We start from the raw sequence: 14,796 nt of genomic DNA, 5'->3' as shown, positions 1-14,796 counted from the left end.
GCCATGCCTCCCTCCTCCGCCTTGCGATCCACGGCACCAGACCCCGCTCACTGATCCGGCCTGATCCAAACGAAAGACCCTAGCTGCGCCGGGGCTCCAGAGCCCTGGGCCCTGGGACCCCTGGGCTTCTAGGGCGTGTACTGGCCCGCGTACTCCTCGGTCGGCGGGGTCGGGGTGATCACGTCGATGAGCACCCCGTCCGGGGCACCGACGATGAAGTGCCGCTGCCCGAACTCCTCCGTGCGCAGCGGGAGGAGTTCGGGCAGGCCCGCCTCGCCGACCAGCCGGCGGTGCTCCGCGTCGACGTCCCGCACCTCGAAGTTGAGCAGCAGGCCGCCCTGGGTGGGCGTGCGGTACCCCTCGGGGAGGGTCGGGTGGCCGTGGTCGAGCAGTGCGAGCTCGTAGTGCGGTGCGTCGGGGCGGCGCAGGCTCACGTACCAGTCGGCCTCGAAGGTCGTCGTGAAGCCGAGATGGCGGGTGTAGAAGTCGCGTGCGGCGGCGACGTCGCGGGTGCAGATCACGGGATAGAAGCTGTCGAGCCCGGTCCTCATGGCGTGACTCCTCTGCGCGTGCGTCCATTTCACATACCCGGAGTATGTGAATCGTACGGTTAGCATACCCGGGGTATGCGAAACGGGAAGGGCGGTACGGAGTGATGGCGGACGTGCGGGCGGCGGGCAGCCGGGCGGAGCAGCGGGCGGCGACCCGGCGGGCACTGCTGGCCGAAGGGCGGCGGCGGTTCGCCGAGGACGGCTACCACGGCGTGGTCCTCGCCGAAGTGGCCCAGGCCGTCGGGGTCACCAAGGGCGCCGCCTACCACCACTTCGAGAGCAAGGCCGGGCTCTTCCGTGCCGTGGTCGCCGAGGTCCAGCGGGAGCTGGGCGAGCGGGTCGCGGCCGCCGCGGAGGAGCGGGACGACCCCTGGGAGCAGCTCCGCGCCGGCTGCCGGGCCTTTCTGGCCGCCGGTTCCGACCCCGCCGTACGGCGGATCGTTCTGGTCGACGCGCCGACGGTGCTGGGGTGGGAGGAGTGGCGGGCCCTGGACGAGGAGTCCTCCGCCCGGCACCTGGCCGAGGCCCTGACCGCCCTGGTCGACGCCGGGGTCATCGCCGATCAGCCGGTCGAGCCCTTGGCGCGCCTGCTGTCGGGCGCGATGAACGAGGCCGCCCTCTGGCTCGCCCGGAGCGGTACGCCCGAGTCGCTCGACCTCACGGTGAGCGCGCTGGACGGCCTCCTGGCCGGGATCCGCCGCCGGGAACCCTGACGCGTCGGCAGTCGGCCGAAAAAAGTAAAGCAAGCACGCTTGATTGTTTCTCGCGCCGCTGCCATGCTCCTCGGCACACGCCCGTGTCCCGAGGGGAGCGCACCGTGTCCGACCCTGTCGTCGTGCTCGACGATCTGCGCAGTGAGAGCGAGGAGGTCGACCGGCTCGTACGGGAGCTGAGCGACGACAGATGGGCCGCGCCCACTCCCGCCGCCGGCTGGACCGTCGCCCATCAGATCGCGCACCTCGCCTGGACCGACCGGGCCGCCCTGCTCGCCGTCACCGACCCCGAGGGGTTCGGTGCCGAGGCCGAGAAGGCGCTCGCCGCGCCCGGGACGTTCGTCGACGACGGAGCGGAGGCGGGGGCCGCGCTGCCGCCCGCCGAACTCCTCGGGCGCTGGCGCGTCGGGCGCGAGCGGTTGCAGATGGCCCTGCGCACCGCCCCGCCCGGCGCCCGGTTCCCCTGGTACGGGCCGCCCATGAGCGCCCCCTCCATGGGCACCGCCCGGCTCATGGAGACCTGGGCGCACGGTCAGGACATCGCCGACGCCCTCGGTGCCGTCCGCGAGCCGACCGCCCGGCTGCGCCACGTCGCCTGGATCGGCATCCGCGCCCGCGACTACGCCTATCTCGTACGGGGGATCACCCCGCCCGCCGAGCCGTTCCGGGTCGAACTGACCGCCCCCGACGGCCAGGAGTGGGTGTACGGGCCCGAAGACGCCGCGCAGCGGATCACCGGCCCCGCCCTCGACTTCTGCCTCCTCGTCACCCAGCGCGTCCACCTCGACGACGCCGCGCTCGGCGCCCAGGGCGCCGACGCCGCGCACTGGCTCACCATCGCCCAGGCCTTCGCGGGCCCGGCCGGCACCGGCCGCGCGCCGCAGGGGGCGTAGGTGGACCTCCTCCGCATCGGCAACGCCTCCGGCTTCTACGGCGACCGGTTCGACGCGGTCCGCGAGATGCTCACCGGCGGTGAACCGGGCTCCCTCGACGTCCTCACCGGCGACTACCTGGCCGAACTGACCATGCTCATCCTCGGCCGCGACCTCCTGAAGGACCCGAACGCCGGGTACGCCAGGACCTTCCTGCGCCAGATGGAGGAGGGCCTCGGCCTCGCCCACGAGCGCGGCGTCCGGATCGTCACCAACGCGGGCGGCCTCAACCCCGCCGGTCTCGCCGAGGCCCTCGACGGGCTCGCCGCCCGGCTCGGGCTGCCCACCCGTGTCGCCTACGTCGAGGGCGACCGGCTGCCGCCCCGGGACGGTGTCCTGACCGCCAACGCCTACCTCGGCGGCGCCGGGATCGCCGCCTGCCTGGCCGCCGGCGCCGACGTCGTCGTCACCGGCCGCGTCACCGACGCCGCCCTCGTCACCGGCCCCGCGCAGTGGCGCTTCGGCTGGGACGCGCAGGAGTACGACAAGCTGGCCGGCGCGGTCGTCGCAGGACACGTCCTGGAGTGCGGCACCCAGGCCACCGGCGGCAACTACGCCTTCTTCGCCGACCACGACCGGCACGCGATGCGCCGCCCCGGCTTCCCGATCGCCGAACTCCACGCCGACGGCAGCGCCGTCATCACCAAGCACCCCGGCACCGGCGGCGTCGTCGACCTCGGCACCGTCACCGCACAGCTCCTGTACGAGACGTCCGGTGCCCGCTACGCCGGACCCGACGTGACCGCCCGGCTCGACACCGTACGGCTCACCCAGGACGGGCCGGACCGGGTGCGGATCGACGGCGTACGGGGGGAGGCCCCGCCGCCCACCCTCAAGGCCGGGCTCACCCGGATCGGCGGCCACCGCAACGAGGTCGTCTTCGTCCTCACCGGACTCGACGTCGACGCCAAGGCCCGGCTCGTCAGGGAACAGGTCGAGGACGCCTTCCAGCACTCCAAGTCCCGCCCCGCCGAGGTCCGTTGGGAGCTGGCGCGGACGGACCGGGCGGACGCCGACACCGAGGAGACCGCGAGCGCGCTCCTCCGGCTCGTCGTCCGCGACCCCGCGCCCGAACCCGTCGGGCGCGCCCTCAGCGGCGCCGCGATCGAACTCGCCCTCGCGAGCTACCCCGGCTTCCACGTCACCGCCCCACCTGGCAAGGGCGCGCCCTACGGCGTCTTCGAGGCCGCGTACGTCCCCGCCGCCGACGTCCCGCACACGGCCGTCCTGCCCGACGGGAGCCGGATCCACCTCCCCGTACCCGCCCGGACGCGGGAGCTGGAGCCGGTCGACGAACCACCCCTGCCGGAGCCGCCCGCACCGGGGCCGACGCGGCGGGCGCCCCTCGGCCGCGTCGCCGGGGCCCGCAGCGGCGACAAGGGCGGCGACGCGAACATCGGCGTCTGGGTCCGCACGGACGCCGCGTGGCGCTGGCTCGTCCACACACTGACCGCCGACCGACTGCGCCACCTCCTGCCGGAGACCGCCGGCCTGGACGTCGTACGGCACGTCCTGCCGAACCTGCGCGCCGTGAACTTCGTCGTCACCGGGATCCTCGGCGAGGGCGTCGCCTCCCAGGCCCGCTTCGACCCGCAGGCGAAGGCCCTCGGCGAGTGGCTGCGCGCCCGCGAACTCGACGTACCGGAGGAACTCCTGTGACCGTCCCGGAGGAACTGCTGTGACCGTCCTCGCCTCCGCCCTCGACACGGGCGGACCCGACTACGCGGCCCACCGCGCCGCCATGCTCGACAAGCTGGCCGCCCTCGGCACCGAGCACGCCAAGGCCCTCGCCGGCGGCGGCGAGAAGTACGTCGCCCGTCACCGGGGGCGCGGCAAGCTGCTGGCCCGCGAGCGGATCGAGCTGCTCGTCGATCCCGACACCCCGTTCCTGGAGCTGTCCCCGCTCGCCGCCTGGGGCAGCGACTACCCCGTCGGCGCGTCGATCGTCACCGGCATCGGTGTCGTCGAGGGCGTCGAGTGCCTGATCACCGCCAACGACCCGACCGTGCGCGGCGGTGCCTCCAACCCGTGGACGCTGAAGAAGGCCCTGCGCGCCAACGAGATCGCCTACGCCAACCGGCTCCCGGTCATCTCGCTCGTCGAGTCCGGCGGCGCCGATCTGCCGTCCCAGAAGGAGATCTTCATCCCCGGGGGCGCGCTCTTCCGCGACCTGACCCGGCTCTCCGCCGCCGGCATCCCGACGATCGCCGTGGTCTTCGGCAACTCCACGGCCGGCGGGGCGTACGTCCCCGGGATGTCCGACCACACCGTGATGATCAAGGAGCGGTCGAAGGTCTTCCTCGGCGGTCCGCCGCTGGTGAAGATGGCCACGGGCGAGGAGAGCGACGACGAGTCGCTCGGCGGCGCCGAGATGCACGCCCGCACCTCCGGACTCGCGGACCACTACGCCGTCGACGAGGTCGACGCCCTGCGCCAGGCCCGGCGCATCGTCGCGCGCCTCAACCACCGCAAGGCGCACGCCGATCCGGCCCTCGCGGAGCCTCCGAAGTACGACGAGGAGGAGCTGCTCGGGATCGTGCCCGGGGACCTGAAGACCCCCTTCGACCCGCGCGAGGTGATCGCCCGGATCGTCGACGGCTCCGACTTCGACGAGTTCAAGCCGCTGTACGGGCCGAGCCTGGTGACGGGCTGGGCGGAGCTGCACGGCTATCCGGTGGGCGTCCTGGCGAACGCCCAGGGCGTGCTGTTCAGCGCGGAGTCCCAGAAGGCGGCGCAGTTCATCCAGCTCGCGAACCAGCGCGACATCCCGCTGGTCTTCCTGCACAACACCACCGGCTACATGGTCGGCAGGGAGTACGAACAGGGCGGCATCATCAAGCACGGCGCGATGATGATCAACGCGGTGTCGAACTCGCGCGTGCCGCATCTGAGCGTGCTGATGGGCGCGTCGTACGGCGCCGGGCACTACGGCATGTGCGGCCGGGCCTACGACCCGCGCTTCCTCTTCGCCTGGCCGAGCGCCAAGTCGGCCGTCATGGGCCCCCAGCAGCTGGCGGGCGTGCTCTCCATCGTCGCGCGCGCGAGCGCCGCCGCGAAGGGGCAGCCATACGACGACGAGGCCGACGCGGGGCTGCGCGCGATGGTCGAGGCGCAGATCGAGTCGGAGTCGCTGCCGATGTTCCTGTCGGGGCGGCTGTACGACGACGGCGTCATCGACCCCCGCGACACCCGCACGGTCCTCGGGCTGTGCCTGTCCGCGATCCACACGGCACCGGTCGAGGGCGCGCGCGGCGGCTTCGGCGTCTTCCGAATGTGAGGCGAGTGATGATCTCCAGGCTGCTGGTCGCCAACCGGGGCGAGATCGCCTGCCGGGTGTTCCGCACCTGCCGGGAGCTGGGCGTCGGGACGGTCGCCGTGTACTCGGACGCGGACGCCTCCGCCCTGCACGTACGGGAGGCCGACGCGGCCGTACGGCTGCCGGGGGCGACGCCCGCCGAGACGTACCTGCGCGGGGACCTGGTGGTGAAGGCGGCGCTCGCGGCGGGCGCGGACGCGGTGCACCCCGGGTACGGCTTCCTGTCGGAGAACGCGGAGTTCGCGCGGGCCGTGCTCGACGCCGGCCTGGTCTGGATCGGCCCTCCGCCGGAGGCGATCGAGGCGATGGCCTCGAAGACCCGGGCGAAGGAGCTCCTCGGGGTCGAGCCCCTGGTGGACGTCACCGAGGCGGACCTGCCGGTCCTCGTGAAGGCGGCGGCGGGCGGCGGCGGCCGTGGCATGCGGGTCGTCCGCGAACTGGCCGCCCTCGAGGGGGAGCTGGCGGCCGCCTCGGCGGAGGCGGCGAGCGCCTTCGGGGACGGCGAGGTGTTCGTCGAGCCGTACCTGGAGAACGGCCGCCACGTGGAGGTCCAGATCCTCGCCGACACGCACGGCACGGTGTGGGCGCTCGGCACCCGCGACTGCTCGCTCCAGCGCCGCCACCAGAAGGTGATCGAGGAGGCCCCGGCGCCGGGTCTGCCGCCGTCGCTGCTCGCCGAGCTGTACGACCGTTCGGTGTCGGCGGCGAAGGCGGTCGGCTACGTCGGCGCGGGCACGGTCGAGTTCCTGGTCGCCGATGTCCCCCAAACTCTCGGCTCCGCTCGAGCAGGGGGGACCCCCAAGGCGCACTTCCTGGAGATGAACACGCGCCTCCAGGTGGAGCACCCGGTGACGGAGGAGGTCCACGGCGTGGACCTGGTGGCCCTCCAGATCACCGTCGCGGAGGGAGGGGCGCTGGCCCCGGAGCCGCCCGCCGCGTCGGGTCACGCGATCGAGGCCCGCCTCTACGCGGAGGACCCGGCGTCGGGCTGGACGCCGCAGACGGGCACGCTGCACGCGCTGGAGTTCCGTGCGGGGCCCCGCGTCGACACCGGCTACGTCTCCGGGGACACCATCGGCGTGCACTACGACGCCATGCTCGCCAAGGTCGTCGTCCACGCGGCCACCCGCCCCGAGGCCGTCCGCAAACTCGCCCACGTGCTGGAGCGGGCCCGGATCCACGGGCCCGTGACCAACCGCGACCTGCTGGTCGCGAGCCTGCGGCATCCGGAGTTCGGCGACCCCGCCCGCCTCGACACCGGGTTCTACGAACGGAACCTCGACACGCTCACACAGGCCCCGCCCGGCGAGGCGTACGCGGCCGTCGCCGCCGCACTCGCGCAGGCCGCCGCCAACGGAGGCCGTTTCGGAGGGGGTTGGCGGAACCTGTGCTCGCAGGACCAGATCGCCACGTACGGCGAGCACGAGGTCCGCTACCGGCCCACCCGCGGGGGATACACCGTCACCGCCCCCGAGGGCGTCCGGACCGTGCACGTCACCGCCGATCGCGTACGGCTCGAAGTCGACGGCGTCGTCCGGGACTTCGAGGTCGCCCGGCACGGCGACACCGTGCATGTCGGCCCGCACCGGCTCACCGCCGTACCCCGCTTCCCCGACCCCACCGAGCAGCGCGAACCCGGCTCCCTGCTCGCCCCCATGCCCGGCACCGTCGTCCGCGTCGCCGACGGCCTCGCGCCCGGCGCGCACGTCACCGCCGGACAGCCGCTCCTCTGGCTGGAGGCCATGAAGATGGAGCACCGCGTCGTCGCTCCCGCCTCCGGCACGCTCACCGCGCTCCACGCCGCCCCCGGCCGCCAGGTCGAGGTCGGTGCCCTGCTCGCCGTCGTACAGCAGTCCGTACAGACCGAAGCACAGGAGGACCAGACCGTATGAGCACCATGATCGAGAGCGAAGAGCTCACCGCGCTCCGGGCCGCCGTCTCGGCGCTCGGACACCGCCACGGTCCCGGCTTCGACCGGGCCGCGCTCTGGGCGGAGGCGGGCAAGCTCGGCTACCTGGGGGTGAATCTGCCCGAGGAGTACGGCGGCGGGGGCGGCGGCATGGCCGAGCTGTCGATCGTCCTGGAGGAGGCGGGGGCCGCCGGCGCCCCGCTCCTGATGATGATCGTCTCGCCCGCCATCTGCGGCACCGTCATCGCCCGCTTCGGCACCGAGGAACAGAAGGCGACCTGGCTGCCGGGCCTGGCCGACGGCTCGCGCACCATGGCCTTCGGCATCACCGAGCCCGACGCCGGCTCCAACTCCCACCGGATCACGACCACGGCCACGAAGACCGAGGACGGCTGGGTCCTCAACGGCCGCAAGGTCTTCGTGTCGGGCGTCGACATCGCCGACGCGACCCTGATCGTCGGCAGGACCTCGGACGCCCGGACGGGCAGCCTCAAGCCCTGCCTCTTCGTCGTCGACCGGGACGCCCCCGGCTTCCAGCGGCGTCAGATCGACATGGAACTCGACGCGAACGAGAAGCAGTTCGAGCTGATCCTCGACGACGTCCACCTCCCCGCCGACGCGCTGGTGGGCGACGAGGACGCGGGCCTGCTCCAGCTCTTCGCCGGGCTCAACCCCGAGCGCATCATGACGGCGGCGTTCGCGATCGGCATGGGCCGCTACGCCCTCGCCCAGGCCGTGAAGTACGCCAAGGAGCGCACGGTCTGGAAGGCCCCCATCGGCGCCCACCAGGCCATCGCCCACCCCCTCGCCCAGGCCCACATCGAGCTGGAGCTGGCCCGGCTGATGATGCAGAAGGCCGCCGCCCTGTACGACGCGGGCGACGACGTCGGCGCCGGCGAGGCCGCCAACATGGCCAAGTACGCCGCCGGAGAGGCCTGCGTGAAGGCCGTCGACCAGGCCGTCCACACCCTCGGCGGCAACGGCCTCACCCGCGAGTTCGGCCTCGCCCGCCTGATCGCCGCCTCCCGCGTCGCCCGGATCGCACCGGTCAGCCGGGAGATGATCCTCAACTACGTGTCCCACCAGTCCCTGGGTCTCCCCAAGTCGTACTGACCCGGTCCATCCTGACCCGGCACGCCATCTCCGCACCTTCCACCTCTCCCAGGGGGCACGCATGGTGTTTCACAGCGAGTACGCGGACGTCCCGGTCGTATCCCTCCCCATCCACGAGGCCGTCCTCGGCCGGTCCGCCGAGTTCGGGGACGCGCCGGCCCTGATCGACGGGGTGGGCGGGACGACCCTCACCCACGCCCAGGTCGACGCCCTCCACCGGCGCGTCGCCGCCGGGCTCGCCGAGGCCGGGGTCCGCAAGGGGGACGTCGTCGCCCTGCACAGCCCCAACACCGTCCTGTTCCCCGTCGCCTTCTACGCGGCCACCCGCGCCGGCGCCTCCGTCACCACCGTCCACCCGCTCGCCACGCCGGAGGAGTTCGCCAAGCAGCTCCAGGACTCCTCCGCGCGCTGGATCGTCACCGTCTCCCCGCTGCTCGCCCCGGCCCGCCGGGCCGCCGAACTCGCCGGCGGCGTCGAGGAGATCTTCGTCTGCGACCAGGCGCCCGAGGGCGAGGGGATCCGGTCCCTCCAGTCCATGGCCGCCACCACCGCCCCCGAACCGGACATCGCCTTCGACCCCGACGAGGACGTCGCCGCCCTGCCGTACTCCTCCGGCACCACCGGAGTCCCCAAGGGCGTGATGCTCACCCACACCTCGATCGCCACCAACCTCGCCCAGCTCGACCCCCTCGTCCCCATGGGCCCCGGCGACCGCATCCTCGCGGTCCTCCCGTTCTTCCACATCTACGGCCTCACGGCCCTGATGAACGCGCCCCTGCGGCAGGGCGCGACCGTCGTCGTCCTGCCCCGCTTCGACCTCGACCAGTTCCTCTCGGCGATCGAGAAGCACCGCATCAACGGCCTGTACGTGGCCCCGCCGATCGTCCTCGCGCTCGCCAAGCACCCGGCCGTCGCCGACCACGACCTCTCCTCACTGGAGTACATCGTCAGCGCCGCCGCACCGCTCGACGCCTCCCTCGCCGAGGCCTGCTCGGCCCGGCTGGGGCTGCCGCCCGTCCGCCAGGCGTACGGGATGACCGAGCTGTCGCCCGGCACGCACGTCGTGCCCCTCGACGCCGTCGGCCCTCCGCCCGGCGCCGTCGGCAGGCTGCTGCCCTCCACCGAGATGCGCATCCTGTCCCTCGACGACCCGTCGAAGGACGCCGCGCCGGGGGCCGAGGGCGAGGTCGCCATCCGGGGCCCGCAGGTCATGAAGGGGTACCTGGGACGCCCCGACGCCACCGCCGCGATGATCGACGCCGACGGCTGGGTCCACACCGGGGACATCGGCCGCGTCGACGAGGACGGCTGGCTGTTCGTCGTGGACCGGGTCAAGGAACTCATCAAGTACAAGGGCTTCCAGGTCGCCCCGGCCGAACTCGAGGCCCTGCTGCTCACCCACGAGGGCATCGCCGACGCGGCCGTGATCGGCGTGACCGACGAGGAGGGCACGGAGATCCCCAAGGCGTACGTCGTCCGGCAGCCGACCGCGCCGGAGCTGGGCGCCGAGGACGTCATGGCGTACGTGGCCGGAAAGGTCGCCCCGTACAAGAAGATCAGGCGCGTGGAGTTCATCGACGGAGTGCCGCGCGCCGCGTCGGGGAAGATCCTGCGTCGTGAGTTGAGGGACCGCGAGTGACCGAGCTGAGGGACGACGCATGAAGCTGGACCGTGGCATCGCCACACTGACGCTGGACTCCCCGGAGAACCGCAACGCGCTCTCGGCGGCCCTGGTCGCCGAGCTGGCGGGGACGCTCACCGAGTGCGGACAGGATCCGGCCGTACGGGCGGTGGTTCTCACCCACACCGGCTCGACGTTCAGCGCGGGCGCCGACCTGAAGGCCCCGCCGAGCCCGTACGCCTTCGTGGACCTGCTGCGGCAGATCGTCGAGCTGCCCAAGCCGGTGGTGGGCGTGGTGCGCGGCCACGTCCGGGCGGGCGGCCTGGGGCTGCTCGGGGCGTGCGACATCGTGGTGGCCTCGGACGCGTCGGACTTCGCGCTCACGGAGGTACGGATCGGGGTCGCGCCCGCGGTCATCTCGCTGACGCTGCTGCCGAAGCTGGAGCCGCGCGCGGCGGCGCGGTACTACGTCACCGGGGAGCGCTTCGGGACGGCGGAGGCCCGCGCGATGGGCCTGGTGACCGCCGGCGAGGACGCCCTGGACGCGATCCTCGACGGGCTGCGCAAGGGCTCCCCGCAGGGGCTGGCCGAATCGAAGCGCCTGGTCACGGCTAAAGTCCTGGAAACCTTCGAACGCGAAGCGGAGGACCTGGTCCAGAGGTCGGCCACGCTCTTCGCCTCCGCCGAGGCACGCGAAGGGATGACGGCCTTCCTCGAACGACGGGACCCCGAATGGCGGTTGTGACCGGCCCGAAGCAGGACAGGAGCCGCGCCACCCGGCAGCGGCTCCTGGAGGCGGCGGTGTCCTGCCTGGCCGAACACGGCTGGGCGGGCTCCACCGTCGCGGTGGTCGCCGAGCGGGCTGGCGTCTCGCGGGGCGCGGCCCAGCACCACTTCCCGACCCGGGAGGACCTCTTCACGGCGGCCGTCGAGTACGTCGCCGAGGAGCGGTCGGAGGCGCTGCGCACCCTCCCGGCCCGCAACCGCCGCGAGGCCGTGTCGGCGCTGGTCGACCTCTTCACCGGGCCGCTCTTCCGCGCCGCCCTCCACCTCTGGGTGGCGGCGGCCCACGAACCGCAGCTGCACGCGCGCGTGACGGAGCTGGAGGCGCGCGTCGGCCGCGAGTCCCACCGCATGGCGGTGACCCTCCTCGCCGCGGACGAATCGGTCCCCGGTGTGCGGGAGACGGTCCAGGGCTTCCTGGACATGGCCCGCGGCCTCGGCCTCGCGACCCTCCTGACGGACGACCGGGCCCGCCGGGACCGGGTGGTGGCCCAGTGGTCGAAGCTCCTGGACGAGGCGCTGGGCTGAGCTCAGGCCGGTCCCGACAGGGCCGCGAGGTAGCCGGTCAGCGCCGCCGCCGTGCCGGCGAGCGGGAAACGGGCGCCGAGCTGACCGTCCGGGCGTACGAGGAAACCGGTCGGGCCGTCGGGCCGGTACAGCCGCGCGAACTCCCCGGCCGCGTCCCGGTACCCCGAGCCCGCCCCGTCCGCGTCGGCGTCGGCGTCGCGGGCGAGCACGGCGACGGTCGCGAGCCCGCCCTCCGGCGCCGGGCCGACGCCGCCGGGCGCGACGCCGTCGGCCGGGGCCAGGCCGTCCTCCGAGGCCAGACCGCCTTCCGACGCGAGGCCGGTCTCCGAAGGCTCCCGCCCGCCGACGACCGCGGCGACCACGGCGCCCGCCTCGGCGGCCCTGGCCAGATCGGCGGCCTGGTCCGCGTAGAGCAGCAGGACGTGGCCGGTGCGGCCGCGCAGGACGTCGAGGAGCCGCAGCGGGTAGGTGGCGAGGGGGAGCGTCAGACCGCCGCAGTCGGGGGCCCGGTCGCCGGGCTGGGGCGCGTCGTCCGGCCCGTAGGGGCTGCCGGCGAGCGGACCGCCCCGGTAGGAGACGAGCAGCTGGGCCTCCCGGAGCATCAGGGTGGCCGGGTCCTCGGAGTCGTTCTCGATGCCCTGGTTCGCGTGCCGTACGGTCCGGCCCACGACCTCCTCGCCGACCGGGCGGCGCTCGGCGTCGTAGCTGGCGAGCAGGGCGGGCCCGGCCTCACCGCGTACGACGAGCGCGATCTTCCAGGCCAGGTTGCAGGCGTCCTGGATGCCGGTGTTCATGCCCTGGGCGCCGGTGGGCGGGTGGATGTGGGCGGCGTCGCCCGCGACGAAGACCCGGCCCTCGCCGTACCGGTCGACGATCCGGTGGCTGATGCGGAAGACGGAGGACCAGCGCAGCGCGGAGAGGCGGGTCGGGGCGGGGGCCAGGCGGTCGACGACGGCCTGGATGTGGGCCAGCTCGGGGACCCGGCCGCCCTCCAGGCCGTGCGCGACGCCGTCGCCCCGCGCCTTGCCCGCGCCGTCCGCGGACAGCTCGGGCGGCACCGTCATCGACATCCGGTATCGGCGCGTCCCCGGCAGCGGGATGCAGACCAGCACGTCGTCGGTCGAGCCGTCCTCGGCGCGGTGCAGGGACCGCAGGCCGTACCCGTACGGAAGGTCCCAGTCGGTCTCGACGTCCCCGAGCATGTACTCCTCGGGGAAGGCCCCGCCCTCGTAGCTGAGGCCGAGCCCCTTGCGGACGGTGCTGTGCGCGCCGTCGCAGCCGATCAGGAAGCGTGCGCGCAGCTCCTCCCCGGTGCCGGAGGCGGTGCGCAGCCGGGCGGTCACCCCGTCCGCGTCCTGGGCGAACGACAGCAGTTCGGTACCGCGCTCGACGGCCGTGCCCAGACCCGCGACGTACTCCTCCAGGAGCCGCTCCGTCTCGTACTGCGGCAGCGCGGCGAACCGGTACGGGACGTCCTGCGGCAGGGCGAGCTCGAACCGGGCCTGTTCCCGGCCGTTGACGTAGACGAGCTGGCCGCGGAGCGGGACGGCGCGTTCAAGGACGGCGCGGGCCAGTCCCATCCGGTCCCAGATCTCCAGCGTGCGCGGCTGGACACCGACCGCCTTCGCGTACGGGAGGCGGGCCCGCAGCCGGTCGACGAGCCGGCACTCCACGCCGCGGCGGCGCAGCTCCGCGGCGGCGCTCAGCCCCACGGGCCCGGCGCCCACGATCAGTACGTCGGTCGTGCGGGTGTCTGCCACGGGTGCCTCCCACCGCGTCCGGCCCCCGGACCGGTCCCGTCCACCATGGTCACCCGCCGGTCCGCGGGCGGCGAGCCGGGCGGGACCGACGGGTCACGGGCGGAGCGCGGCGGGCACCGTGACGGACCCCACAGGCGGCCGTGACCCACGCCACATACGTCCCGGCCGCCCCGCAGTACGCTGGTTCCATGCTTCCGCTCGTACGCCGCCGCCACGTGGACTTCGTCCGCGTCACGAGCATGGGCTGTCGGCGCTCCGCCTGACCTCCGAGCCCCTTTCTTCTCTTCAGGCACCCGCGCCCCCGCCCCATCCCCGGCGGTGCGCCCGGGCACCCGTACACCCCGCGGACGCACACCATGACGCACTCGTCGCACACCCAGCCGTACAGCTCCCAGCTCCCGATCGTCGACCTCTCCGCCGCCGACCGCGGCCCGCAGGACCGACGCCTCCTCCACGCCCAGCTGCACTCCGCCGCCCACGACGTCGGCTTCTTCCAGCTCGTCGGGCACGGCATCACGGAGGCCGAGACGGCGGCCCTCACCTCCGCGATGAAGGCGTTCTTCGCCCTCCCGGAGGCCGACCGGCTCGCCCTCGACACCACCAACTCGCCGCACTTCCGCGGCTACACCCGGATCGGCGACGAGCGCACCGGCGGTTCCCGCGACTGGCGCGACCAGCTCGACATCGGCGCCGAGCGTCCCGCGCGCGTGCCGGGCCCCGGCGAGGCCCCGTACTGGTGGCTCCAGGGCCCGAACCAGTGGCCCGCCGCCCTCCCCGAGCTGCGCCTCGCCGCGCTCAACTGGGTCGAGCGGCTCAGCGCGGTCGCCCAGCGGCTGCTGCACGAGCTGCTGGCCTCGATCGGCGCGCCGACGGGCTTCTACGACGACATCTTCGGGGACCGGGCCCACCCGCACCTCAAGCTGGTGCGCTACCCGGGAAGCGCCGGGGACGGCGCCGACCAGGGTGTGGGCGCCCACAAGGACTACGGCTTCCTGACGCTGCTCCTGCAGGACCACGTCGGGGGGCTCCAGGTCGAGCGGGAGGACGGCCTCTTCCACGACGTCCCGCCGCTGCCCGGCGCGTTCGTCGTCAACCTGGGTGAGCTGCTCGAAGTGGCGACCGACGGCTATCTGCGCGCCACCAACCACCGGGTGGTGTCCCCGCGCGGGGCGACGGAGCGCTTCTCCGTCCCGTTCTTCTACAACCCGAGGCTCGACGCCCGGATCGCGCCGCTGCCCTTCCCGCACGCCTCGACGGCGCCCGGGATCACGACCGACCCGGCGAACCCGCTGTTCGCCGAGTACGGCCGCAACGAACTGAAGGGCAAGCTCCGCGCCCACCCGCTGGCCGCGGCCCGCCACCACGCGGACCTCCTCCTCGCGGAAGACCGCCGCCTCACGACAGCCTGACCCCCAGGACCGGGCCTGTCGCGGCACCGCCCGCTCGCCGGTCCGCCGCGAGACCGGGCCCATTGGCCCGTCAAGCAACCGGGCGCCCTCGCCCGCCGCGCAACCTGGCCTTCGCCCGTAGCGGGACCGGGCGCTCGCCCGTCGGACAATCGGGCCCCGCC

General features: G+C 73.8%; 12 protein-coding genes. 10 read left to right on the top strand and 2 right to left on the bottom strand.

Going from position 1 to position 14,796, the window contains the following annotated elements:
• Positions 1-128 precede the first annotated feature (128 nt).
• The gene (locus ACFVGW_RS15575) at positions 129-551 is read right to left on the bottom strand and encodes a VOC family protein (protein WP_385852329.1); all 423 of its coding nucleotides are present in this window, start codon (positions 549-551) and stop codon (positions 129-131) included.
• A 104-nt stretch (positions 552-655) separates the two neighbouring features.
• Between ACFVGW_RS15575 and ACFVGW_RS15570 the strand changes: the two genes are divergently transcribed.
• The 9 genes from ACFVGW_RS15570 to ACFVGW_RS15530 all read left to right on the top strand — a co-directional run bounded on the left by ACFVGW_RS15570 (position 656) and on the right by ACFVGW_RS15530 (position 11,466).
• Entirely contained in the window at positions 656-1,264 is a 609-nt protein-coding gene (locus tag ACFVGW_RS15570) for a TetR/AcrR family transcriptional regulator (RefSeq protein ID WP_385852328.1), read from the top strand.
• A 104-nt stretch (positions 1,265-1,368) separates the two neighbouring features.
• Positions 1,369-2,157: a TIGR03084 family metal-binding protein gene (locus ACFVGW_RS15565; RefSeq protein WP_385852327.1), complete on the top strand. Its 789-nt coding sequence runs from the start codon at positions 1,369-1,371 to the stop codon at positions 2,155-2,157.
• A complete protein-coding gene (locus tag ACFVGW_RS15560) occupies positions 2,158-3,855 on the top strand; it encodes an acyclic terpene utilization AtuA family protein (protein WP_385852326.1) in 1,698 nt (565 codons plus the stop codon).
• 19 nt (positions 3,856-3,874) lie between these two features.
• Positions 3,875-5,473, top strand: a complete 1,599-nt coding sequence (locus ACFVGW_RS15555; protein WP_383294863.1) for an acyl-CoA carboxylase subunit beta — start codon at positions 3,875-3,877, stop codon at positions 5,471-5,473.
• Between the two features lie 8 nt (positions 5,474-5,481).
• On the top strand, positions 5,482-7,404 hold the full coding sequence (locus tag ACFVGW_RS15550; protein ID WP_385852325.1) for a biotin carboxylase N-terminal domain-containing protein: 1,923 nt from the start codon (positions 5,482-5,484) through the stop codon (positions 7,402-7,404).
• Positions 7,401-8,534, top strand: coding sequence for an acyl-CoA dehydrogenase family protein (locus tag ACFVGW_RS15545; protein WP_383228343.1), 1,134 nt, complete (start codon positions 7,401-7,403; stop codon positions 8,532-8,534). The genes ACFVGW_RS15550 and ACFVGW_RS15545 overlap by 4 nt, the downstream gene beginning before the upstream one ends.
• 61 nt (positions 8,535-8,595) lie before the next feature.
• Entirely contained in the window at positions 8,596-10,173 is a 1,578-nt protein-coding gene (locus tag ACFVGW_RS15540) for a 4-coumarate--CoA ligase family protein (RefSeq protein WP_385852324.1), read from the top strand.
• Positions 10,174-10,192: 19 nt separating this feature from the next.
• On the top strand, positions 10,193-10,900 hold the full coding sequence (locus ACFVGW_RS15535) for an enoyl-CoA hydratase family protein (RefSeq protein ID WP_385852323.1): 708 nt from the start codon (positions 10,193-10,195) through the stop codon (positions 10,898-10,900).
• Complete coding sequence (locus ACFVGW_RS15530; RefSeq protein WP_385852322.1) at positions 10,888-11,466, top strand: TetR/AcrR family transcriptional regulator; 579 nt, start codon at positions 10,888-10,890, stop codon at positions 11,464-11,466. The genes ACFVGW_RS15535 and ACFVGW_RS15530 overlap by 13 nt, the downstream gene beginning before the upstream one ends.
• 2 nt (positions 11,467-11,468) lie before the next feature.
• Here the strand turns inward: ACFVGW_RS15530 and ACFVGW_RS15525 are convergent, their stop codons facing one another.
• The gene (locus tag ACFVGW_RS15525; protein WP_385852321.1) at positions 11,469-13,226 is read right to left on the bottom strand and encodes an FAD-dependent monooxygenase; all 1,758 of its coding nucleotides are present in this window, start codon (positions 13,224-13,226) and stop codon (positions 11,469-11,471) included.
• Between the two features lie 356 nt (positions 13,227-13,582).
• Between ACFVGW_RS15525 and ACFVGW_RS15520 the strand changes: the two genes are divergently transcribed.
• On the top strand, positions 13,583-14,635 hold the full coding sequence (locus ACFVGW_RS15520) for an isopenicillin N synthase family dioxygenase (protein WP_383228349.1): 1,053 nt from the start codon (positions 13,583-13,585) through the stop codon (positions 14,633-14,635).
• The last annotated feature ends 161 nt before the right edge of the window (positions 14,636-14,796 follow it).

The organism is Streptomyces sp. NPDC127129 (assembly GCF_042671585.1).
Lineage (GTDB): Bacteria > Actinomycetota > Actinomycetes > Streptomycetales > Streptomycetaceae > Streptomyces.
Note: the sequence above shows the minus strand (reverse complement) of the source record. Positions and strands in the feature narration are given on the sequence as shown.

What these genes read in the sequence shown, in the direction of transcription:
- ACFVGW_RS15575 (WP_385852329.1), bottom strand. Translation starts at nt 551, where the DNA reads ATGAGGACCGGGCTCGACAGCTTCTATCCCGTGATCTGCACCCGCGAC.
- ACFVGW_RS15570 (WP_385852328.1), top strand. Translation starts at nt 656, where the DNA reads ATGGCGGACGTGCGGGCGGCGGGCAGCCGGGCGGAGCAGCGGGCGGCG.
- ACFVGW_RS15550 (WP_385852325.1), top strand. Translation starts at nt 5,482, where the DNA reads ATGATCTCCAGGCTGCTGGTCGCCAACCGGGGCGAGATCGCCTGCCGG.
- ACFVGW_RS15545 (WP_383228343.1), top strand. Translation starts at nt 7,401, where the DNA reads ATGAGCACCATGATCGAGAGCGAAGAGCTCACCGCGCTCCGGGCCGCC.
- ACFVGW_RS15540 (WP_385852324.1), top strand. Translation starts at nt 8,596, where the DNA reads ATGGTGTTTCACAGCGAGTACGCGGACGTCCCGGTCGTATCCCTCCCC.
- ACFVGW_RS15535 (WP_385852323.1), top strand. Translation starts at nt 10,193, where the DNA reads ATGAAGCTGGACCGTGGCATCGCCACACTGACGCTGGACTCCCCGGAG.
- ACFVGW_RS15530 (WP_385852322.1), top strand. Translation starts at nt 10,888, where the DNA reads ATGGCGGTTGTGACCGGCCCGAAGCAGGACAGGAGCCGCGCCACCCGG.
- ACFVGW_RS15520 (WP_383228349.1), top strand. Translation starts at nt 13,583, where the DNA reads ATGACGCACTCGTCGCACACCCAGCCGTACAGCTCCCAGCTCCCGATC.